Below are 20,475 nucleotides of genomic sequence, written 5' to 3' on the forward strand. Positions count from 1 at the left end.
GTGGACTTCACAGGCTTTCCCGTCGCGGCGCTCGACTTCTACGACGACCTCGAGGTCGACAACACGAAGTCCTTCTGGGAGGCCAACAAGGCCGTCTACACCGACAGCGTGAAGGCGCCGATGGTCGCCCTGACCGACGCGTTGGGCCAGGAGTTCGGCGCCGCGAAGGTGTTCCGGCCCTACCGCGACGTGCGGTTCGCGAAGGACAAGACGCCGTACAAGACCCATCAGGGCGCCTTCGTCGGCGTCGGCCCGGCGACGGGCTGGTACGTCGAGGTGGCGGCGCCCGGTGTCCGGGTCGGCGGCGGGATCTACGAGGCGTCGGGGGCGCATCTCGCCCGCCTGCGCGAGGCGATGGCCGAGGAGAAGACCGGCAAGGTCCTGCAGCGGATCCTGCGCGACCTCGAGCGCGGCGGGTTCGAGGTGGCGGGAGAGCGGCTCAAGACCGTGCCGCGCGGCTACGACAAGGAGCACCCTCGCATCGAGCTGCTCAAGATGAAGACCGTGCTCGGCATGCGCTCCTACGGCTTCGAGCCGTTCGTGCACACCGCCGAGCTACTCGACCGGGTGCGCGAGGACTGGCGTCGGCTGCGCCCGCTCGTCACCTGGGTCGCTGACGCGATCGCGGAGTGAGCGGGGCGATCAGCCGCGGACCCGGCGCAGGAAGGCGGCCAGGTTGCCGGTCAGCCGCTCGACCTGCTGCTCGACGGTGAGCGACTCGGGCAGTCGGCCCTGGTCGCTGACCCTCTTGCCCCGGACGTAGAGCGAGCACTGCAGGTCGGCGCAGATGTAGGTGCCGACGGAGTCGCCGTTCTGCCCGGCCTTGCCGGAGCGCGGTGCGACCATCAGCACCACGCCGCCGGAGCCGTGCGGCGTCAGGCACAGCGCGCACAGGTTCTTGCGGGGCACCCCGGCGCTGCCGTCGGTCGCGCGGAGCACGATGCCGTACGGCGACCCGTCGACCTCCGCCACGACGTACCCCCGCACCCGCGACTGCGGGTCCCGCCACCCGAGGAACTCGAGGTCCTCCCACGGCTGGTCGCGCAGGTCGCGGGGGACGTTGAGCCGCTTCGCCTCGCCCTTCGAGCAGTTCACGAAGGAGGCGCGGATCTGTTGCTCGGTCAGGGGGCTCACATCGATCCACCCTACGAACCGGCGCCACCCATTTACGGGTCGGCGGAGGGTCAGGCGGAGGTGAAGCTCGCCATCGTGCGGTCCGGCTCCCAGAACGCCTTCATCGACCTCACCCGCCCGTCGTCGTCGACGACGTACACCATGATCAGGTCGGTCGTCGTGTGCGAGCCGTCCGCGAAGGACGTCTTGATCCGTCCGATGTTGGCGCAGGTGTTGCTGCCCGGGTTGGCGAACGAGTCGTTGATCTGGAACTCGAAGGTGTCGATCGGCGCGATCGCCTTCTCCCAGAACGCGGAGATGCCGGCGTGGCCGTGGTGCCCCTTGCCCTCGGGGTCGAACATCGACGGCCCGACCGGGTCCTCGAGGACCGCGTCCTCGGCGTACACCGTCAGCCACTCGGCCAGGTCGCCCTTGGCCACGGCGGAGTAGGACCGCTGCGACGCGGCGCGGGCCGGGTGCGGGTCGTTGGGGGCGTTCCACACGATCGCGTCGGAGGTGATCATGTGGCCATCGTAGGGCGAAGATAGAACGTGTTCTATGTTTCGAGACGGTTTGCTCGTCCCTCGCAAACCTCCTCAACAACCGGAGGACGGTTTGCTCGTCCCTCGCAAACCTCCTCAACAACCGCCCGGGGGACTGCTGTGCGTCACCACGGGTTCACGGGCCGCTCACCGGGGCCTGTCACCGTCCGAGCATGGCGAAGAAGCAGAAGGCCTGGATCCACGTGGGCATGCCCGGCGCGGGTGACGTCGTCGAGCCGGCCCTCGCCCACCACCATGCGGCACTCGTCGAGCTCGGCGTCGCCTCCCTCGCCCGGTCGAGCGCGGAGAGCTTCCGTGCCGCCGTCGAGATCACCCGCTCCCACAAGGACTGGGGTCTCAAGCGCGCCGACGTCGAGGGCCAGTGGACGCGCCTGGTGCGCCGCGCCCGCAAGTCCCGCTGCGACGTCGTGTTCAGCCAGCCCCTCCTCGCGACCGCCACCGCCGAGCAGGTCGCTCTCCTCGTCGACGCCCTCGCCGGCTACCAGGTCAACGTCGTGCTCACCACGGGCCTCGACGACGAGTCCGCCGCCCTCGCCCGGTGGCAGACCGCCTGCCGCAAGCCCGAGCGCCTCCACGTCCTCGAGACCGACGGCCTCGACCCCGGCCAGGTCTGGAAGGCCTTCGGCAGGCTCGTCGGGTTCGGTACGGCGTCCCTCGGCCTCGACGGGCTCCCCGGCGCGTCCGCCACGCTGCAGACGCTCCCGGAGGCGTTGCGTGAGGTCGAGCGGCTGGCTCGACGCAATGCGTCATTGGAGGTGCGGCTCGAGGAGCTGGACCGCAAGCGGCGCAAGCTCAAGCGGAGGTTGAGCAGCGCGGCGTGAGGTCTCGGAGTTGGTGCGTCTCGTGATCGACTCGCGGTGTTGGTTTGGCGCTCGCTTCGCTCGCGCATGTCGGGCGCGCTTTTGCGCGTTGCCTTCCTCCGCTGCGCTCGCTGGCGCTCGCTGCGCTCCGTCCAGGCAACGCGGCGCGCCCGACGAGAAGCACTTCAGCCGCGTCTGATGCGCTCAGGCATCACGTTCGGTGAGTCTCGTCGCGCCGCCCGCCGTTTCTGGACGGAGGAGCGAGCGAGGAACGAGCGAGCGGGGGAGGAAGAAACGGCGCCAAAAGGCGGCGCGACATGCGAGCGGAGCGAGCCAAACTAATGCGGCGCCCAGGCGTCGTCGTCCGCGGTCCTCGACGTGACCGCATCGGGGAGGTGGCCGTCCGCGAGCTGCTGGATGGACACGTCCTCGAAGACCTCGCGCAGGGCGCGACGGGCGGCGATCCAGACGTGCTGGAGGACCTCGGCGGCCTCGTTGTAGTTGACCGCCTCGGGGCGCAGGCCGTAGACGGAGACGAGCGGGCCGTCGACGGCGCGGATCACGTCTGCGACCGAGACGGTGGTGGCCTCACGGGCCATCCTCCAGCCGCCGGACTGGCCGCGCTGGGACATCACGATGCCGGAGCGGCGCAGGTCGGCGAGGATCGCTTGGAGGAAGCCGTGGGGGATGTCCTGGAGGCGTCCGAGCTCCTCCGCGCTCACGGCTCGCCCGTCGGACCTGCTCGCCATGGCGATCAGGGCCCGCAGTGCGTAGTCGGACTTGGCGGAGACGCGCATGGGGCCAGTGTGTCAGATTGCTCGATCGATTCAGTCGACATAGCGCCCGTCGGGTGTGAGCCAGGACGCCGACCCGGTGCTTGCCCGCAGCTAGCACCCCCCGTATCATGAAGTTACTGGTGAGTAGCAGTGCTCATGACGAGCACCGCGAAGCCACTCCGTGAATCCCTGGAAACTGGAAACGGTGGGAACTGTGAGCCACTACAAGAGCAACCTGCGCGACATCGAGTTCAACCTCTTCGAGCTCTTCAACGTGCAGGAGTACCTCGGCACCGGCCTCTACGAGGAGATGGACGCCGACACCGCGCGCGAGATCCTCTCCGAGGTCGAGCGCATCGCGCGTGAGGACCTGGCGGCGTCGTTCGTCGACTCCGACCGGAACCCGCCGGTGTTCGACCCGACGACGAACACCGCGCCCGTCCCGGCGTCGTTCAAGAAGTCGTACGACACCTGGATGGAGTCCGGCTTCTGGGGCCTGGGCCTGCCCGAGGAGATCGGCGGCACCACCGCGCCGCCGTCGCTGGTGTGGGCGTCCGGCGAGATGGTGCTCGGCGCGCACGCGCCCATCTGGATGTACTGCACCGGCCCGTCGATGGGCTCGGTCGTCTTCAAGAACGCCAACGGCGTCGCCCGTGACATCCGCATCGCCGAGATCATGGTCGAGCGCCTGTGGGGCGCCACCATGGTGCTGACCGAGCCCGACGCGGGCTCCGACGTGGGTGCCGGCAAGACCTTCGCGACACCCAACGAGGACGGCTCCTGGAACATCTCCGGCGTCAAGCGCTTCATCACCAGCGCCGAGTCGGACCTGCAGGAGAACATCATGCACCTGGTCCTCGCCCGCCCGAAGGGCGTCGAGGGCGTGGGCGGCCCGGGCACCAAGGGCCTGAGCCTGTTCCTGGTGCCGAAGTACCACTTCGACCACCAGACCGGCGAGCTGACCGGCGAGCGCAACGGCGTCTACGTCACCAACGTCGAGCACAAGATGGGCATCAAGGTGTCCAACACCTGCGAGCTCACCTTCGGCGACCCGCAGGTCGGCGGCGGCGAGCCCGCCCAGGGCTGGCTGCTCGGCGAGGTGCACGACGGCATCCGCCAGATGTTCGACGTCATCGAGAACGCCCGCATGATGGTCGGCACCAAGGCCATCGCGACCCTGTCGACGGGCTACCTCAACGCGCTCGACTACGCCAAGGAGCGGGTGCAGGGCTCCGACCTCACCCAGTCCGCCGACAAGGCCGCGCCGCGGGTGACGATCACCCACCACCCCGACGTACGCCGCTCGCTGATGACCCAGAAGTCGTTCGCCGAGGCGATGCGCTCGCTGGTCGTGTTCACCGCCACCTGGCAGGACAAGGTCCAGCTCGCCAAGGCCGCCGGTGAGCGCGACGAGCTCGCCGAGGCCGTCAACGACCTGCTGCTCCCGATCGTCAAGGGCTACGGCTCGGAGCGCTCGTGGGTCCTGCTCGGCACCGAGTCGCTGCAGACCTTCGGCGGTTCGGGCTTCCTGCAGGAGTACCCGATCGAGCAGTACGTCCGCGACGCCAAGATCGACACCCTCTACGAGGGCACCACCGCGATCCAGGGCCAGGACTTCTTCTTCCGCAAGATCGTCAAGGACCAGGGCAAGGCGCTGGGCCACATCGCCGGCGAGATCAAGGCGTTCATCGAGGCCGAGGCCGGCAACGGCCGCCTCAAGAACGAGCGTGAGCTCCTCGCGACCGCGCTCGCCGACGCCGAGGCCATGGTCGGCCTGATGATCAACGACCTCATGTCCGCCCAGGACGAGATCAAGAACATCTACAAGGTGGGCCTCAACACCACGCGCCTGCTGATGGCGCTCGGTGACGTGGTCTGCGCCTGGCTGCTGCTCCGCGGCGCCGAGGTCGCGCTCGCCAAGCTCGACGCCGGCGCCGGCAGCGACCAGGCCTACTACGAGGGCAAGGTCGCCGCGGCCCAGTGGTTCGCGCAGCTCAACCTGCCGCGCCTCTCGGCCGAGCTCAAGATCGCCCAGGCCACCGGCCTGGACGTGATGGACCTCGACGAGGCCGCGTTCTGATCGCACGCTGAGTCACCGCCGACGGCCGCTCCGGGACACCGGGGCGGCCGTCGTCGTACGCCGGCGGCCCGACGTCGCCTATGGTCTGCGGGTGCCTCGTACCGCTCCCCGCCTCGCCTGCTGCCTCGCCGTCCTCGCCGCGCTGGTGCTCGCCCTGTGCGGTACGCCGGCGCAGGCCGACGACCGGCAGTACCCCGAGCCGTTCTTCAACGGCAACGTCGGCGACCCGAGCGTGACCATGGTCGGCAAGCGGATGGTCGTGGTCGCGACCGGGCCGCAGATCAACCGGGCGTACAAGGACCCCGGCCACCGGTGGCGCTACCAGCAGCCGGTGCTCACCCACCGCCCGAAGTGGGCGATCGCGGAGGGTGGGATCTGGGCGGCGGACATCGCCAAGGTCGGCCGGAAGTGGCTGCTCTACTACGCCGTCCCGGTCGCCGGGCTCGGCGACTTCGGGCGCTGCATCGGCGTCGCCGTGGCCAAGAAGGCGCTCGACGCGTTCAAGCCGGTCGGCGGGCGGCCGCTGGTGTGCCCCTCGCGGGCGCTGGTGCCGACCGCCCAGGACCCGGTCGCCACGCCGGACCTGCCCAGCCGCGGCATCATCGACCCGTCGCTCTACCGCGAGGGCAAGCAGAACTACCTGCTCTACAAGACCGACGGCAAGCCGTCGTCGATCCGGCTGCTGCCGCTGAGCAAGAACGGCCGTCGGGTGCGCACCGGGCAGGACCCGCTCAACCCGAGCGTCGAGCTGGTCCGCTCCGCGGACGTCGTCGAGAACCCCGTCCTGGCGCGGCATGCCGGCCTCTACTACTTGTTCGCCTCCGAGGGCGACTTCGCCCGCTGCTCCTACCTGGAGACCTGGCGCCAGTCCGCGTCGCTGACCGACTGGTCGCTCGCCGTGCCCAACGTCCTGCTGGACAGCACCATCACCCAGGGGCTGTGCGGGCCGGCCGGCGGCGACATCGTCAGGCACCGCGGCCGCACCACGCTCTACTTCCACGGCTGGGTGCGCCTGCACTCGTCGAAGCCGAAGGGCGTGAACTACTGGGCGTGGAACGGCGGGGAGAAGTACGGCCGCCGGGCGATGTACGCCGCGCGGCTGACCTTCCCGGGCGGCGTACCGACGGTCAAGAAGTACCTCACGCGCACCGGCGTCCCGCAGCGCGTTCCCACGCCCTACTGACCGCGGCCTCGCTAGGCTCGGCGGCATGAGCGACCGTGAGCTGCTGGCCGGCTACGTCGAGAACTGGTGGAGCGCGGTGGGTGACTTCGTCACCCTGCTCGAGGAGCTCGAGCCCGACGACTGGAGCACGCCGACCGACCTCGCAGGCTGGGACGTCAAGGCCGTCGCCTCGCACACCGCGCACCTCGAGTCGCTCCTCGCCGGTGGGCCCGACGAGACCGCGGACATCGGCGAGCCGGCGCACGTCACCGGCCCGATGGGCCAGTTCACCGAGATCGGCGTCGTCACCCGTCGCGATCGCGAGCCCGCCGCGATCATCGAGGAGATCCGTACGACGACCGCGAGCCGCCGCGCGACGCTGAACGCCGCGCCGCCCGAGGACCCGGCCGCGCCGGCCGACGGCATCTTCGGCCTGATCGGCTGGAACACCCGCACCCTGCTGCGCAACCGGCCGCTCGACGTGTGGATGCACGAGCAGGACATCCGCCGCGCGGTCGGCCGTCCCGGCGGCCTCGACAGCCCCGGCGCCCAGCACACCGCCGACTACCTCGTGGAGGCGTTCGGCTTCGTGGTCGGCAAGCGGGTCGCCCCGCCCGCCGGTACGACGGCCGTCCTCGCCGTCGAGGGCAGTGCACCCGTCGCCGTGCTGGTGGGCGACGACGGGCGCGCGCAGCGCCTGGCCGAGGTGCCGGACGCGCCGAGTGTCACGGTCGCCATGGACCGGGAGAGCTTCATCGTGCTGGCCGGCGGTCGTCGTACCGCTGCGCCGGGGGCCGTGACCGTCTCGGGCGACCAGGAGCTGGGGGAGCGGATCGTCGCCAGCCTCGCCACGACGCCGTAAGGGGATCTCGATGTCTGAATGGACCATCGCCGACCTGCCCGACCAGAGCGGCCGCACCGTCGTCGTCACCGGACCGACCCTCGGCGGGCTCGGGCATCACACGGCCCTGGAGCTGGCCCGTCGCGGAGCCCGGGTGATCCTCGCCGGCCGCAACCCCGCGAAGGTCGAGGAGACCGTCGGCGCGATCCGGGGAGAGGTCCCCGAGGCCCTGCTCGAGGCGCTGCACCTCGACCTGGCCAGCCTCAGCTCGGTCCGCACCGCGGCCGCCGCGGCCGCGCAGGTCGGGCCGATCGACGTGCTGGTCAACAACGCCGGGGTGATGGGCACCAAGTACTCCCGCACCGCCGACGGCCTCGAGCTGCAGATGGCGACCAACCACTTCGGGCCCTTCCTGCTCACCGGACTGCTGCTGCCGCAGCTCGTGCAGAGCGAGGACGGCCGCGTGGTGACGGTGTCCTCGCTGTTCCACACCTTCGCCGGAAAGGCACCGCTCGGGCCGCCGCGCGAGCAGACCGGCCGCTACAGCACGTGGCGGGTCTACGGGCAGACCAAGCTCGCCAACCTCTACTTCACCGCCGAGCTGGACCGCCGGTTGCGCGCTGCCGACCTGCCGGTCCGCGCGCTCGCCGCCCACCCCGGCTTCGCCGGCACCCACCTCGCCGCCAACGGGCAGTACGGCCGCTCCTCCGGCGGCATCGCCTCGATCCTCGACGCCGGCGTGAAGGCCGTATCCCAGACCGCCGCGGCCGGCGCCTGGCCCTCGCTGATGGCCGCGACCGCCGACCTGCCCGGCAACACCTTCGTCGGCCCCGGCGGCTTCCGCCAGCTCTCCGGCCGGCCCCGCACCGTCGGCCGCAGCCGGTTGGCGCGCAACGAGGGCAATGCGCGGCGGCTGTGGGAGATCAGCGAGCAGACGGTGGACCTGAGGTACCCGTGATGGACGACGGCATGAACCGCTACTTCCCGGACCGGCAGCCCGACAGCCTGACGGCGTTGATCCGCGAGGCCCGGTTCAAGCCGGTGCGATTCGTGACCGGCTACGACATGCGCGAGGTCGACGACTTCCTGGACCGGCTGGTCGATGCGCTGTCCACGGGTCGGCCGGTCCGTCCGCTCATCGCGGCCGCGGCGTTCGCCACGACCCGGATGCGCGAGGGCTACAGCCAGACCGATGTCGACGCGCTCCTGGCCGAGGTGGGCCGGCGCGCGGAGGCCTGATCGTCGTACCGGCTTCTTTACCGAGGGACGGGACCTTCGGCCCTCGCGGAAGGCCCGACCGGACCGCACGCTGGCCGGGTGACCGGTGACTCCGCGCTGCGCGCGCGCCTTGCGCTCAGCGCTGAGACGATCGCCTGGGCGGTGCTGTACGCCGGCGCCATGGTGGTCGGACGGCTCAGCAGGGTGGACACCGAGCTCGCCCTGGTGTGGCCGGCCGCGGGGGTGTCGGTGGTGTGGTTCCTGCGCGCCGGCACCGGGCATCGCCGGCTCGTCGCGGCCGCGGTACTCGCCGCGGTCACCGGGACGGTCAACTGGGTGACCGGCGTGGAACCGGTCGGCTCCTGGCTCTTCGCGGGCGTCAACGTCGCCCATGGCCTGGTCGGTGTGGCGGTGCTCGGCCGGCTGGTCGGATGGCGCACCGCGCGTGCGATGAGCTCGCTCGGCGATGTCGCGGCCCTGCTCAGCGCGTCGGCAGCGAGCGCGGTCGTCAGTGCAGTCCTGGGCGGCCTGGTCGCGGCGACGCGGTTCGGCACCGAGGTCTGGGACGGGATCGGCTTGATCGGTGTGCGCAACGGCATCAGCACCTTCGTGGTCGCCTCCGCACTCCTGGCCGTGCCCCAGCTCCGGCTCATCGGCAGTCGCGTCCACCGAGCGGGCTCGGTCCTCCTCGTGCTCGCGGTCCTCGCGGTGTCGCTCGCTGTGGTCCTGGTGCCGTGGCCGGTCGCCTTCATGCTGATCCCTCCCACGGTCGCGGTGGCGCTGCGGTGCGGGCCAGCCGTGACCAGCGTCGTCGCGGGTGCGCAAGGCGTCCTCGTCGTCCTCACCACGCGGGCCGGCGAAGGGCCGTTCTCGCTCATCCCGCGGGTGGCGCCGCGCATCCTCGAGGCCCAGGCACTCATCCTCGTCCTCGCCCTGGTCGGGGCCGTCGTGTCGCTCGCCCTCCAGGAGCGGTCGGCGGCGCTCGTCACGAGCCGTCTTGACCGCGACCGCCTGCGGGCCCACATGGACGCGGCGCTGGTTGCCAACGCGCACGTGGTGTCCACCGTGTCGACGGCTCCCGAGGTCCTGGACGTGAACGGGGCGATGATGGCGCTGACCGGCCGGACGCGCGCAGAGCTGGTCGGGACGGACCCCTGCGGCTGGTTGACCCCGGCGTCGGCGGCACTGCTCGGCTCGGGGATCGGCGATCTCACCTCAGGTTCGCAGACCGGCTGGCGCGGCGAGCTGCAGCTCGCCGATGGGTGGGGCGCGGGATGGGTGGACGCGGCGCTGTCCGCCGTCGGGTCGACCGGCCTCCCGGCACGTCCAGAGCTCAATCTGCAGATGATCGACGTGACGGTGCAGAAGGAGGCGGAGGAACGGTTGGCGACGATGGCCCTTCACGACGAGCTGACCGGGCTGCCGAACCGGGTCCTGTGGGCGGACCGGTTGGAGATCGCGCTCAGCGAAGCGGGGCGGAGCGGGTCGGTGGTGGGCATCCTGTACGTCGACGTCGACCACTTCAAGGAGGTCAACGATCGCCACGGTCATGACGTGGGCGACGAGCTCCTGCGGGAGATCGCGCGGCGCCTCTCGGGGGTGGTGCGTCCGCACGACACCGTGGCTCGTATCGGCGGCGACGAGTTCGTCGTCCTGTGCCCCCGTCTGCAGACCACCGCCGACGGGCTCGGGCTCGCCGCGCGCATCCAGCAGGTGATGGCAGCGCCGGTGCAGGCCGGACCCTGGCAGCTCACCCCCACGGTGAGCGTGGGAGTCGCCTTCGCCGACGGCGACGACGACCCGCGGGTCGTGCTGCGGCGCGCCGACACCGCGCTGTACACCGCCAAGGACCGCGGTCGCGCGAGGTTCGAGGTCTACCGTCCGAACCTCGAGGCCGAGCTCGAGCGATCGGCCCAGGTGCTCGACCGCCTCGGTGAGGCCCAACGCAACGGCGAGCTGCGCGTGCACTACCAGCCCGTCGTCGACGCGGGAACCCGACGAGTCGTCGCCCTCGAGGCGCTGCTGCGCTGGGAGCACCCGGAGCGGGGCACGCTCTCCCCGAAGACATTCCTGGACGTGCTCGAGTCGAGCGAGCTCATCCACAGCGTCGGTGGCTTCGTGCTGCGGCAGGCGTGTGACGACGCCGCAGAGCTGCTCGCACGCGGGCACCGCCTGGCGGTGCACGTCAACATCAGCGCGCGGGAGCTGGCGCGACCGGGGCTGCGGGAGGACGTCGAGCAGACCCTCGTCGAGACCGGGATGCCTGCCGAGCTCCTGGTCCTCGAGATCACCGAGACCCGACTGGTCGCCGTGAACGGGTCGCTGCTGCGCGACCTGCACGCGTTGCGCGCCCGCGGAGTCCGGGTGGCGGTCGACGACTTCGGAACGGGCTACAGCGCGCTGACGCAGCTCGTGGAGCTTCCGGTGGACGTCCTCAAGCTGGACAAGGGCTTCGTCAGCGAGATCACGACCAGCGCCCGTGCCCGAGCAGTCAGTGCCGGCGTGCAGGCCATGGCGGCGGGACTCGGCGTCGTCACCATCGCCGAGGGTGTCGAGACGGAGCGCCAGGCAGAGGAGCTGGCGGCCCTGGGATTCGAGCTGTTGCAGGGATTCCTCTTCGGACGACCCCGCGCGATGGTTGACTGGCTCGAGGAGCTGGCCGCCGGGAGGGGCGGCCCGTGGGAGCTGCGGTCCGGGACGCACGGAGAGGGCCGTGGATGAACCGGATCGGCAACCGGCTGGTCGCGCGCGGGGTCGTCCATCCGGACGAGTTGACAGCAGCCCTCCAGCGGCAGCGCGAGGAAGGCGGCTACCTCGGCCAGCTGCTCCTCGACGCGGGTGCACTCAACCGACAGGAGCTGCACGGCAGCCTCGCCGAGCAGTGGGGCATCGCTTGGCGGGACCTCGACCAGGACCCGCCCGATCCGGCCGTCCTGGCCACGACCGACGTCGACCTGTGCCTGGAGCTCGGGTGGCTGCCCTGCGAGGTCACCGACCGCGGGGTCGTGGTCGCGACCACCGTCCAGCCGGGCCCGGACCTGCTCCTCGAGATCGAGGAGCAGTTCCCCGGGACGCACGTCGATCTTGTCGCCTGCACTCGCCGTGACCTCGACCATGTCGTCCTCGAGGTACGTCGGCGCCGGGACCGCCCGGCGTCCGGCCTCGACCGCGGCCCGGGGTTGCGCCTGCGCCCCTGTGCCATCACCGGCCTGATCACGGTCGCGCTCCTCTACCTGGTCGCCCTGGCGTCCATCGCTACGGAAGATCTGCTGAGTGCCGTCCTGGCGTCCGCGGGCGTGCTCTTCGCCGGTGGCGTGCTGGGGCAGAGCCTTGCTGCGGTCCGCCTCGCGACGAGCGAGGTGGAGCCCGAGGGGCAGGGGCGGGACGAGGGCTGGCCCGATGCGGACCTACCTGGAGCCGACGACCTGCTGCTCCCCGTGTACACGGTCCTCGTCGCCGTTCCCGAGGGGGTCGCGGCGATCGCGCGCGCGATCGCCACCCTGGCGGGTCTGGACTACCCGCGCTCGCGCCTGGACGCCGTGCTGCTGGTGCCCGACGAAGCCCTGGACGCCGTACGCCGCGCCGCGCCGCCGGACTGGGTGCGGGTGGTCCACCTGCCGGTGGAGATCGCCGTGGACCGGACCCGCGCCTACGACGAGGGACTGGCCTTCGCCAGAGGGAGGTACGTCGTCGCGTACGACCCCGACGACGTGCCGGAACCCGACCAGCTCAGGAGGGCGGTCGCGGAGTTCGAGTCCGACCTTGCTGCTTGCTTGGGCGCGCGGCGTACTCACCCGGCGCTCATGAGGCTCGACGTCGAATGCCACACGTGGGTCCGGCCGGACTCGCTCGCCAGCGCTGTCGACCGGGTCGAGTCCTCGCTCGGCCTGAACCGGGCCCAGCCCGTCCAGCGCGACACCGCCGACCACCGCCCGGAGCTGACCTCGAGCCACTTCAACACGCGCGTTCTCCGCCGGCTCGGGGGGTGGTCCGCGGTGACCGCCGGCGCCGGACCCGAGTGGATCGGCGTGCAGTCCCTCCCGACCGGCCTTCTGCATTCCTCGACCCACCACCGGCGGGCGCGCGGCCTGCGGGCCACCTTCCGCCGGCAGGTCGTCCTGGCGGTCAGCTCACTCGATGCCGCCGTGGCAAGGGCAAGGGGGGTCGTCCGGGCCCCGGAGGCCGCTGAGCCACTGCCCGCCATCGCGGCGACGTTGGTGGGTTTCGCGGCTCCGGTGCTCCAGCTGACCTACCCCGTGGCACTGGTCGGTGCCTCGGTCTTCGCCGCTCGAGCGGGTGCCATGGGCGAGGTCGGTGTTCGCGTGGGAGCCGTCGGCGTCGTCGGCCTGCTGGGCGGCCTGGCAGTCGCCGTCGGCACCGCGTCGGTGTTGGTGGGGCGACGGCACGGATGGCGAGCGGCCGGATCGGCCGTGGTGGTCCCCGCGGCCTGGCTGGTCTCGGCTGCGGCGGCCTGGCACGCCGTGGTGGTCGTGCTGCCGTGCCGTCGCCGTCGGGGTGCGCCGGCGCGCTGACCGGTCTTCAGGCGGCCAGCGGCAGCGAGCCGGGCATCACCGTCGGCGCGCAGTCGCAGCTGTCGCTGCACGCAAGGAAGGTGTGCACGGCATGGCCGCACGCGGGGCACGGCAGGTCGTGGCTGAGGTGCTGGGGCTGGGTGTTCGTGGTGTTCCACATGGCCGTGTCTCCTTCGTGGTCTCGCCTGCTTCTACTAGGACGACGAAGCGGGTCGCCCTGATACGACACGGTGGGCGCGGAGATCTTGCAGAAAACTCCGCGGTCCCGGTGAGCGGTCAGCCGACGAGGGCGCCGAGGTCGACCGGTGCAGCGAGCAGCAGGGTGGCGGCACCGGCCACGTTGGTGACGACGGTGAGCCACAGCACCGTGACGAACGGCTGCTTGCGGGTCTTGTGGCGGAACAGCCGGCGGCCGGCGAGCGCGCCGGGCCAGCCGCCGAGGAGGGCGACGAGGTGGAGCGTCGACTCGCGGGTACGCCACTCGCCGTCCTGGGCGGCGCGCTTGTCGGCGCGGTAGAGGACGAGTGCGACCAGGCTGAGGACACCGTACGTCGCAGCGAGGGTGAGCAGGACGTCCGCGCGTTCGATGACCACGGCCCGAAGCGTGTCAGGCGGCGGCGAAGGCAGCGGAGCCGGGCATCACGGTCGGTGCGCAGTCACAGGTGTCGCTGCAGGCGAGGAAGGTGTGTGCGGCGTGGCCGCAGGCCAGGCAGGGCAGGTCGTGGCTGAGGTGTTCGGTGCGGGCCATGGCTGCCCTCCTCTCCGATCGGGTCTCCGATCAGGATGACCCGACCGGCGTACCCGACTCATCGGCCGTTCGGGCCCGAACCGGAGTGGTCCCGACGGACCAGGAGGTGACCCGACCGGGTCAGCGCCCGCGCGGCCCGTAGACCGCGTCCGCCTTCTTGAACGCGGCCTCGCGGGCGGCCTTCGTGTTGCGGGCCGCGAGCAGGTAGGCCTGCTCGAGCCGCTCGCGGGCGAAGGTACGACGCGGCGAGGCGCTCCAGGTGTCGTTGAAGAGCCGCTTGGCGGCGGCGAGCGCGTCGGGGGACTTCTGCGACAGCTCGTCGGCCAGGCGCAGGGCGCCGGCGAGCGGGTCGTTGTCGAGGCGGGTGACCAGGCCGAGGTCCCTGGCGCGGGAGCCGTCGAAGACCTCGGCGGTCATGGTGAGCAGCTTGGCCTGGTCGATGCCGACGAGCTCCTTGAGGGCCTGGATGCCGGACATGTCGGGGATCAGGCCCCACTTGCCCTCGAGCACCGACCAGCGCGAGTCGGGGGTGGCGATGCGGAAGTCGGCGGCGAGCGCGATCTGCAGGCCGCCACCGAGGCAGTGGCCGTGGACCGCCGCGATCACGGGGACAGGGATCCGGCGGAAGGCCCATGGGGCCTCCTGGAAGGTGTTGGTGCCACGCAGCGGCCGCGGGACGAACGCCTTCGCGACGCCGGCCGGGTTGCGGAGCACGGACGCGAAGTCGAGGCCGGCGCAGAACGCGTCGCCCTCGCCGCTGATCACGACGGCGCGCAGCGTCTTGTCGCGGCGCAGGGCGTGCGCGGTGGCGACCAGGTCGTCGAGGATGTCGAGGGTCAGTGCGTTGAGCTTGTCGGGACGGTCCAGCCGGACGTGGGCGATGCCGTCGGTGATCGTGCAGCTGACGTGGGTGCTCATGACCTCGATGCTACCCGCAGGTAACATCGAGGGGGAGTCAGGGCTGCCGCTCGATGCGCCAGCGGTCGGCGACCGCGGGCCGCCGGTCCGGATCGATCGTCACCTGCGTTGATCCGGTGAAGCGCACCGTCCGCGGCCCGGACGGCGACAGATACCGGAACGCGCCGTCGGCCAGGCGGACCGTCGTACCGTCCACCGTGACGGTGGGCGTGGTCGTGAACCCGTGCCACCAGCCCTCGGGGAGCCGGTCGTCGCCCGCTGGGTAGACGAGGTCGGCGATCGGGCAGTACGCCGTGCCGTCCTCGCAGCGGTCGAACGCCGCCAGGGCCGCCTGGGTGAGCGCGGCGACCCCTTCCTCGGTCGCGGCCGGCCGGAGTGCGGGCGCAGGCGAGACCGCCGAGCCGGCCACGACGACGACCTGCTCCGGCGGCGAGGCGAACCAGGGGGCGATGCCGCCGCGGGCCGGATAGACCGCGGGGTGCAGCCGGAGGCCGGCGGGCTCGTACGTCGTCTGCCCGGGAACCGTGACGGGGACGTCGCCGACGGTGACGTCGAGCGGGGTCGAGAGCCACGTCGCGCCGTTCCAGTCGACCGACCCGGCCAGCGGCGTCACGACCAGCCAGCGGGAGGCCTCGCCACCGGATCCTCCGCGGGATCGGCCCAGGGTGATCGTCGCGCGGTGGCGCTCGCCGGCGAGGTGGTAGCGGACCTCGAACTCCTCGAACCCGTCGAAGACCAGGTCGCTCGGGACGGTGGAGCGTGCCGTCGAGACCTCGCGGGAGTCGCCGAGGGTCACGTCGCTGATCCGCGAGCTCGCCTCGGCGAGGAGGGCGCCGGCCAGCGCCCACTCGTCCGCGTCGGTCGGTGCGAGCAACTCGTCGAGCTCGCTGGGGTCCGCGCTCTCGTCGGCGAGCACCCGGAGGTACCGCTCGGCGGTCTCCCGGGCCTGCGCCTCGGTCCCACGACGGCCGGCGAGGGCGACGCCCGCCACCCCGACCAGCAGCACGACGGCGAGGACGCCGACGAGGGCGCGTCGCGAAGGTGGCCACGAGAGCACGGGCACTCCTCCAGGACGACGACAGGGCGCCCGGACGTTGCCCGGAGGGGCTCCGCCCGAAACGCCCTGGCGAACGCCGGAGGTCAGGCCGCCTTGACCATCTCCTTCTTGGCGGCCGCGCTCTCGAGCAGGCGCTGCATGACCCGGCGCTTGCGCTTGTCGGCCGTCGTCATGGCGTAGAGGAGCTTGAGCTGCGAGGGCAGGTTCTTCGCGTTGGTCGTCGCCAGCCAGCCGTTGGGGAAGGACAGCCGGACCACGCGGTGCCAGGCGCTGTAGACCTGCTGCGGCAGCGGCGCCGAGTGGTAGTTGAGGCCGTACTTGGCGAAGACGGCCTGCACCTTCGGCGCGACCTCGGCGTACCGGCTGCTCGGCAGGTCGGGGAAGAGGTGGTGCTCGATCTGGTGCGAGAGGTTGCCGGTCATGATGTGCATCAGCTTCGAGCCGGAGATGTTGGCGGAGCCGAGCATCTGGCGCAGGTACCACTCGCCCCGGGTCTCCTTCTCCGGGATCGACTTCAGCTCGAAGGTCTCGACGCCCTCCGGGAAGTGACCACACATGATGACCGAGTGCGACCACAGGTTGCGCACCACGTTGGCGGTGAAGTTCGCGGCCAGCGCGGGGAGGAAGGAGCCCGTCGGCAGCGCGAGCGCCGGGTTGACGACGTAGTCCTTGGTCGCCTGCTTGCGGATCTTCTTCAGCGTCTTGGAGAGGTTGCGCTTGAACTCCTCGCTGCGCTTCTCCTTCGGCGTGCGCAGGTTGCGGCCCAGCTCGAGGTCGTAGGCCGCGATGCCGTACTCGAAGAAGCACGCGTTGATGAAGTTCCACAGCGGCTGCGCGAGGTAGAGCGGGTACCAGCGCTGCTCCTCGTCGACGCGCATGATGCCGTAGCCGAGGTCGTTGTCCTTGCCGACGATGTTCGTGTAGGTGTGGTGGATCTCGTTGTGGGAGTGCTTCCAGCCGTCGGCGGTCGAGGCGTTGTCCCACTCCCAGGTGGTCGAGTGGATCTTCGGGTCACGCATCCAGTCCCACTGGCCGTGCATGACGTTGTGGCCGATCTCCATGTTCTCGAGGATCTTGGCGACGCTCAGGCCCACCGTGCCCGCGACCCAGGCCGGCGGGAAGATGCTGACCAGCAGGGTGGCGCGGGAGGCGAGCTCCAGCTTGCGCTGCAGGTCGACCATCTTGCGGATGTACGCCGCGTCCTCCTCGCCGCGCGCCTCGAGCACCTCAGCGCGGATGGCGTCGAGCTCGGCGCCGAGCGCCTCGATGTCCTCGGGGGAGAGGTGGGCGATGGGGTTGTCGGCCTTGTTGGTGACGGTCGTCATGGGGATGGCTCCTTCAGGGGGTGGGAGTCAGTGGTCTCAGGGGGTCTCAGTGGTCGAGGGTGCAGTCGCCGGCGGCGGCGCTGATGCAGGTCTGGATCTTCACGCCGTCGGGGTGGGTCTCCCCGGGGACGGCGACGGTGAGCTCGCCGGTGCGCAGGTCGCGCACGGCACCGGACTTCATGGGCAGCACGCAGCCCATGCAGATGCCCATCCGGCAGCCGCTCGGCATCAGGACGCCGGCCGACTCGGCGGCGTCGAGGATCGGGACGGAGCCGTCGGTCTCCACGGTCGTGGCGGCGCTGCCGGCGAAGGTGAGCGTGCCTCCTTCGGCGTCGACGTCGACGACGGTCGGGCGGAACCGCTCGGTGTGCAGCGTGAGCCGGCGGTCGTCGTAGAACGCCTCGAGGCTGTCGAGCAGGCCCGCCGGACCGCAGGCGTACGCCGTGCGCTCGGCCAGGTCGGGGACCTCGGCCTCGAGGTCGTCGGTGGTGAGCAGGCCGTCGGTGTCGGTGTGCCGCTCGATCAGCCGCAGCCGGCCGGCCTCGGCGTGGGCGCGCAGCTCGGCGCCGAAGATGACCTCGTCACGCTTCATCGCGGAGTGCACGAGCACGATGTCGTACGCCGCGCGGGCCTGTGCCTCGTCGCGGGAGTAGAGGTTGCGCAGCATCCCGATGACCGGGGTGATGCCGGAGCCGGCGGTGACCAGCAGCAGCTTCTGGGTGCGGCCGGCGGCGGGCGGGGTGAGGACGAAGTCGCCCTCGGCCTGCGCGAGCTGGATCATCTGGCCGGCGCGGGCCTCGCGCACGAGGTACTGCGACACGGCGCCGTCGGGGATCGCCTTGACGGTGATCGAGATGTGGCCGTCCCGGCGTGGGCCGTGGGTCAGCGAGTAGGTGCGCCACAGGCGGATGCCGTCGACGTCGACGCCGACGCGGACGTACTGGCCGGGGATGTGACCGGCCCAGTCCCGGCCGGGCTTGATCACCAGGGTCGCGGCGTCCTCGGTCTCCTTGGCGACCGAGACGATCCGGCCCTGGAGGCCGGCCGCGGCGCCGGGGCGCAGTGGGGCGAAGTGGTCGAGGAGGTCGTCGACGCTGAGCGGGGTCACCGCGGCGTCGAGGAGCGAGCGGAAGCCGGTGCGGAGGCGTCCGGTGCGGGCGGTCGCGTCGGGGGCGGCGGTCGTCGTACTCACATCACTAGAGTCCCAGCCGGGAGCGCTAAACTCATGACCACAGCCGGTGAATCTGCTCGGTTGTTTTGTTCGCAGGGAATGAAGAAGGTGCCGATGCCCCGTCGTGTGTTGCGCAGGCCCCGGGCCGGCGAGAGCGTTCTGCTCCCGCCCGAGACGGTCGTCGCGCTGCGCGGCGAGCTCGCCCGGGTCGCCGACGACGTCGTCGACCAGATCATCCGCGAGGTCCCGCCCTACGAGGACGCGTTCAGCGGGCCGATGGGCGAGACCATCCGCGGCGCGGTCCAGGTCGCCCTCGGCGGCTTCCTCTCCCTCATCAGCGACTCCCGGGGGCCGGACGCGCTGGCGCCGCGCTCCTCGGCGGTCGACGGCGCCTACCAGCTGGGGCGCGGCGAGGTCCGCAGCGGGCGTACGGCGGACGCGCTGCTGTCGGCGTACCGGATCGGGGCGCGGGTGTCCTGGCGGCACCTGTCGACCAAGGCGGTCGAGCAGGGCATCGACCCGGCGACGATGGCCTCCTTCGCCGAGCTGGTCTTCGCCTACATCGACGAGCTGTCCGCGGCGAGCGTCGCCGGGCACCGCGACGAGTCGGCCAGCGAGGGCCGGATCCGGCAGCGGATGGTGGAGCGGCTCGCCCGGCACCTGCTGACCGGCGCGCCCGAGGCGACGGTGCTCGCCTCGGCCGAGCGGGCCGAGTGGACGCCCCCGGCCACGCTGACCGCGGTGCTGGTGGCGGAGTCGCAGGCCGGGTCGCTGCTCCAGGTGCTGCGCCGCGGCACCCTGCTGACCACCGACCTGCCCGACCTCGACGGCGCGGCCCTGCTGATGGTCCCCGACGCCCACGACCGGCGGCGGGCGACCCTGCTCCGGGCGGTCGGCGACCGCGACGCGCTGGTCGGGCCGGCGCGGCCGTGGGTCGACGTACGCGAGTCCTATGACCGCGCCGTCCGCGCCCGGGCGCTCGGCCTCACCGGCGACACCGAGCGACACCTCCCGCGGCTGGTGCTGACCGCCGACCCGCAGGCGCTGGCCGACCTGCGCGCCGGCGTCCTCGCGCCGCTCGACGAGCTGCGCCCGGCCGCAGCCGCGAAGCTGCGCGAGACCCTGCGCGCGTGGCTGCTGCACCAGGGGCGGCGCGACGACGTGGCGGCCGCCCTGTTCGTGCACCCGCAGACGATCCGGTACCGGATGACACAGGTGCGGGACCTGTTCGGCGACCGGTTGGAGGACCCCGATACCGTCCTTGCCCTGACCATTGCTCTCGGGGTCGAGGAGGTGAGCAGATGAGGCGTGCCGCCTCGGTGCTGGTCGTGGCCGGCGTCCTGCTCGCCGGGTGCTCGGACCCGCCGGAGTCGAAGCTCGACCGCTCCTCCGCGGTGCCGAGCGGGTCGTCGTACGTCGCCCTGGGGGACTCCTACTCCGCGGGGCCGCGGCTGGCGCCGACCACGGGTGCGATCGGCTGTGAGCAGACCCGGGGCAACTACCCGCACCTGCTGGCCGCGCGGCTCGACCTGGAGCTCACCGACGTCACCTGCGGCGGCGCGACGACAGCCGACCTGACGCAGTCGCAGACGCCGCCCAACGGCGACCCGGTGCCGCCTCAGCTCGACGCGCTGAGTCGATCGACCGACCTGGTCACGATCGGCATGGGCGGCAACGACGGCAAGGTCTTCTCCGAGCTGGTGACGACCTGCGTCGGCAAGGCGGTCAAGGACCGTGGCGGGGCGCCGTGCACCGAGGAGGGCGCGTCCTTCCGCGCGAAGGTGGAGCGTCAGCTCGCCAAGCTCCCCACCCGGATGGGCGAGGCGCTCACGGCGATCCGGGAGCGGGCGCCGAAGGCGCGGATCGTCGTGGTCGGCTACCCCGCGGCCTTCCCGGAGCGCGGCACCTGCGACCTGCTGCCGCTCGCGCGCGGCGACTACCCCTACGCCCGCGAGTTCGTCAGCCGGGTCAACGACGGCCTCGCCGCGGCGGCCGAGCAGGCGGGCGCGACGTACGTCGATGTCTGGGCCGCCACCGACGGGCACGACATCTGCGCCAGCGATCCCTGGGTCGCCGGGGTGATCCCCGCGCAGTCCGGGCTGGAGTACCACCCGTACGCCCGGGAGCAGTCGGTCGTCACCGACCTGCTGATCGACGCGCTGGGCTGATCC

21 protein-coding genes are annotated in these 20,475 nt (G+C 71.7%); 11 read left to right on the forward strand and 10 right to left on the reverse strand.

The window, feature by feature from the left end; all coding sequences use genetic code 11:
* Positions 1–633, forward strand: coding sequence for a DUF2461 domain-containing protein (locus FBY23_RS04850; RefSeq protein WP_141797114.1), 633 nt, complete (start codon positions 1–3; stop codon positions 631–633).
* A gap of 9 nt (positions 634–642) precedes the next feature.
* Here FBY23_RS04850 and FBY23_RS04855 read toward each other — a convergent pair whose 3' ends face one another.
* Both FBY23_RS04855 and FBY23_RS04860 read right to left on the reverse strand, forming a co-directional pair.
* Positions 643–1,134: an FBP domain-containing protein gene (locus FBY23_RS04855; RefSeq protein WP_141797115.1), complete on the reverse strand. Its 492-nt coding sequence runs from the start codon at positions 1,132–1,134 to the stop codon at positions 643–645.
* 50 nt (positions 1,135–1,184) lie between these two features.
* On the reverse strand, positions 1,185–1,637 hold the full coding sequence (locus tag FBY23_RS04860) for a nuclear transport factor 2 family protein (protein WP_141797116.1): 453 nt from the start codon (positions 1,635–1,637) through the stop codon (positions 1,185–1,187).
* 191 nt (positions 1,638–1,828) lie between these two features.
* On the opposite strand from FBY23_RS04860, the gene FBY23_RS04865 reads away from it, so the two are divergent.
* Positions 1,829–2,497, forward strand: a complete 669-nt coding sequence (locus FBY23_RS04865) for a hypothetical protein (protein WP_141797117.1) — start codon at positions 1,829–1,831, stop codon at positions 2,495–2,497.
* 317 nt (positions 2,498–2,814) lie between these two features.
* On the opposite strand, the gene FBY23_RS04870 is transcribed toward FBY23_RS04865, so the two are convergent.
* Positions 2,815–3,273: an Rrf2 family transcriptional regulator gene (locus FBY23_RS04870; protein WP_141797118.1), complete on the reverse strand. Its 459-nt coding sequence runs from the start codon at positions 3,271–3,273 to the stop codon at positions 2,815–2,817.
* Positions 3,274–3,466: 193 nt separating this feature from the next.
* Between FBY23_RS04870 and FBY23_RS04875 the strand changes: the two genes are divergently transcribed.
* From FBY23_RS04875 to FBY23_RS04905, 7 genes are all read left to right on the forward strand, one after another.
* Entirely contained in the window at positions 3,467–5,332 is a 1,866-nt protein-coding gene (locus tag FBY23_RS04875; RefSeq protein WP_141800861.1) for an acyl-CoA dehydrogenase, read from the forward strand.
* A gap of 91 nt (positions 5,333–5,423) precedes the next feature.
* Positions 5,424–6,515: a family 43 glycosylhydrolase gene (locus tag FBY23_RS04880; protein ID WP_160158163.1), complete on the forward strand. Its 1,092-nt coding sequence runs from the start codon at positions 5,424–5,426 to the stop codon at positions 6,513–6,515.
* Positions 6,516–6,540: 25 nt separating this feature from the next.
* Positions 6,541–7,356 (forward strand): maleylpyruvate isomerase family mycothiol-dependent enzyme, encoded by an 816-nt coding sequence (locus FBY23_RS04885; protein ID WP_141797120.1) that lies wholly within the window; start codon positions 6,541–6,543, stop codon positions 7,354–7,356.
* Positions 7,357–7,366: 10 nt separating this feature from the next.
* Positions 7,367–8,293 (forward strand): oxidoreductase, encoded by a 927-nt coding sequence (locus FBY23_RS04890; protein WP_141797121.1) that lies wholly within the window; start codon positions 7,367–7,369, stop codon positions 8,291–8,293.
* Positions 8,293–8,574 carry a DivIVA domain-containing protein gene (locus tag FBY23_RS04895; RefSeq protein ID WP_141797122.1) on the forward strand — a complete coding sequence of 94 codons (282 nt, stop codon included), beginning with the start codon at positions 8,293–8,295 and terminating at the stop codon, positions 8,572–8,574. The genes FBY23_RS04890 and FBY23_RS04895 overlap by 1 nt, the downstream gene beginning before the upstream one ends.
* A 78-nt stretch (positions 8,575–8,652) precedes the next feature.
* Positions 8,653–11,274 carry an EAL domain-containing protein gene (locus tag FBY23_RS04900; protein WP_141797123.1) on the forward strand — a complete coding sequence of 874 codons (2,622 nt, stop codon included), beginning with the start codon at positions 8,653–8,655 and terminating at the stop codon, positions 11,272–11,274.
* Positions 11,271–13,085, forward strand: coding sequence for a glycosyltransferase (locus tag FBY23_RS04905; protein ID WP_141797124.1), 1,815 nt, complete (start codon positions 11,271–11,273; stop codon positions 13,083–13,085). Before FBY23_RS04900 ends, FBY23_RS04905 begins: the two co-directional genes overlap by 4 nt.
* Positions 13,086–13,092: 7 nt before the next feature.
* Here FBY23_RS04905 and FBY23_RS26140 read toward each other — a convergent pair whose 3' ends face one another.
* From FBY23_RS26140 to FBY23_RS04930, 7 genes are all read right to left on the reverse strand, one after another.
* Complete coding sequence (locus FBY23_RS26140; protein ID WP_174245180.1) at positions 13,093–13,245, reverse strand: hypothetical protein; 153 nt, start codon at positions 13,243–13,245, stop codon at positions 13,093–13,095.
* Positions 13,246–13,361: 116 nt separating this feature from the next.
* Positions 13,362–13,679 carry a DUF1294 domain-containing protein gene (locus tag FBY23_RS04910; protein ID WP_222117725.1) on the reverse strand — a complete coding sequence of 106 codons (318 nt, stop codon included), beginning with the start codon at positions 13,677–13,679 and terminating at the stop codon, positions 13,362–13,364.
* Positions 13,680–13,692: 13 nt separating this feature from the next.
* The gene (locus FBY23_RS26145; protein WP_174245181.1) at positions 13,693–13,833 is read right to left on the reverse strand and encodes a hypothetical protein; all 141 of its coding nucleotides are present in this window, start codon (positions 13,831–13,833) and stop codon (positions 13,693–13,695) included.
* A 120-nt stretch (positions 13,834–13,953) separates the two neighbouring features.
* Positions 13,954–14,751, reverse strand: coding sequence for a crotonase/enoyl-CoA hydratase family protein (locus FBY23_RS04915; protein ID WP_141797126.1), 798 nt, complete (start codon positions 14,749–14,751; stop codon positions 13,954–13,956).
* Positions 14,752–14,788: 37 nt separating this feature from the next.
* A complete protein-coding gene (locus FBY23_RS04920; protein WP_141797127.1) occupies positions 14,789–15,808 on the reverse strand; it encodes a hypothetical protein in 1,020 nt (339 codons plus the stop codon).
* Positions 15,809–15,891: 83 nt separating this feature from the next.
* The gene (locus tag FBY23_RS04925; protein ID WP_141797128.1) at positions 15,892–17,133 is read right to left on the reverse strand and encodes an acyl-CoA desaturase; all 1,242 of its coding nucleotides are present in this window, start codon (positions 17,131–17,133) and stop codon (positions 15,892–15,894) included.
* A 46-nt stretch (positions 17,134–17,179) separates the two neighbouring features.
* Positions 17,180–18,325 (reverse strand): ferredoxin reductase, encoded by a 1,146-nt coding sequence (locus FBY23_RS04930; protein ID WP_141797129.1) that lies wholly within the window; start codon positions 18,323–18,325, stop codon positions 17,180–17,182.
* A 93-nt stretch (positions 18,326–18,418) separates the two neighbouring features.
* On the opposite strand from FBY23_RS04930, the gene FBY23_RS04935 reads away from it, so the two are divergent.
* A complete protein-coding gene (locus FBY23_RS04935) occupies positions 18,419–19,609 on the forward strand; it encodes a CdaR family transcriptional regulator (RefSeq protein ID WP_141797130.1) in 1,191 nt (396 codons plus the stop codon).
* Complete coding sequence (locus tag FBY23_RS04940; protein ID WP_141797131.1) at positions 19,606–20,472, forward strand: SGNH/GDSL hydrolase family protein; 867 nt, start codon at positions 19,606–19,608, stop codon at positions 20,470–20,472. Before FBY23_RS04935 ends, FBY23_RS04940 begins: the two co-directional genes overlap by 4 nt.
* Positions 20,473–20,475: the final 3 nt, after the last annotated feature.

This window comes from Nocardioides sp. SLBN-35, assembly GCF_006715725.1.
Taxonomy (GTDB): domain Bacteria; phylum Actinomycetota; class Actinomycetes; order Propionibacteriales; family Nocardioidaceae; genus Nocardioides.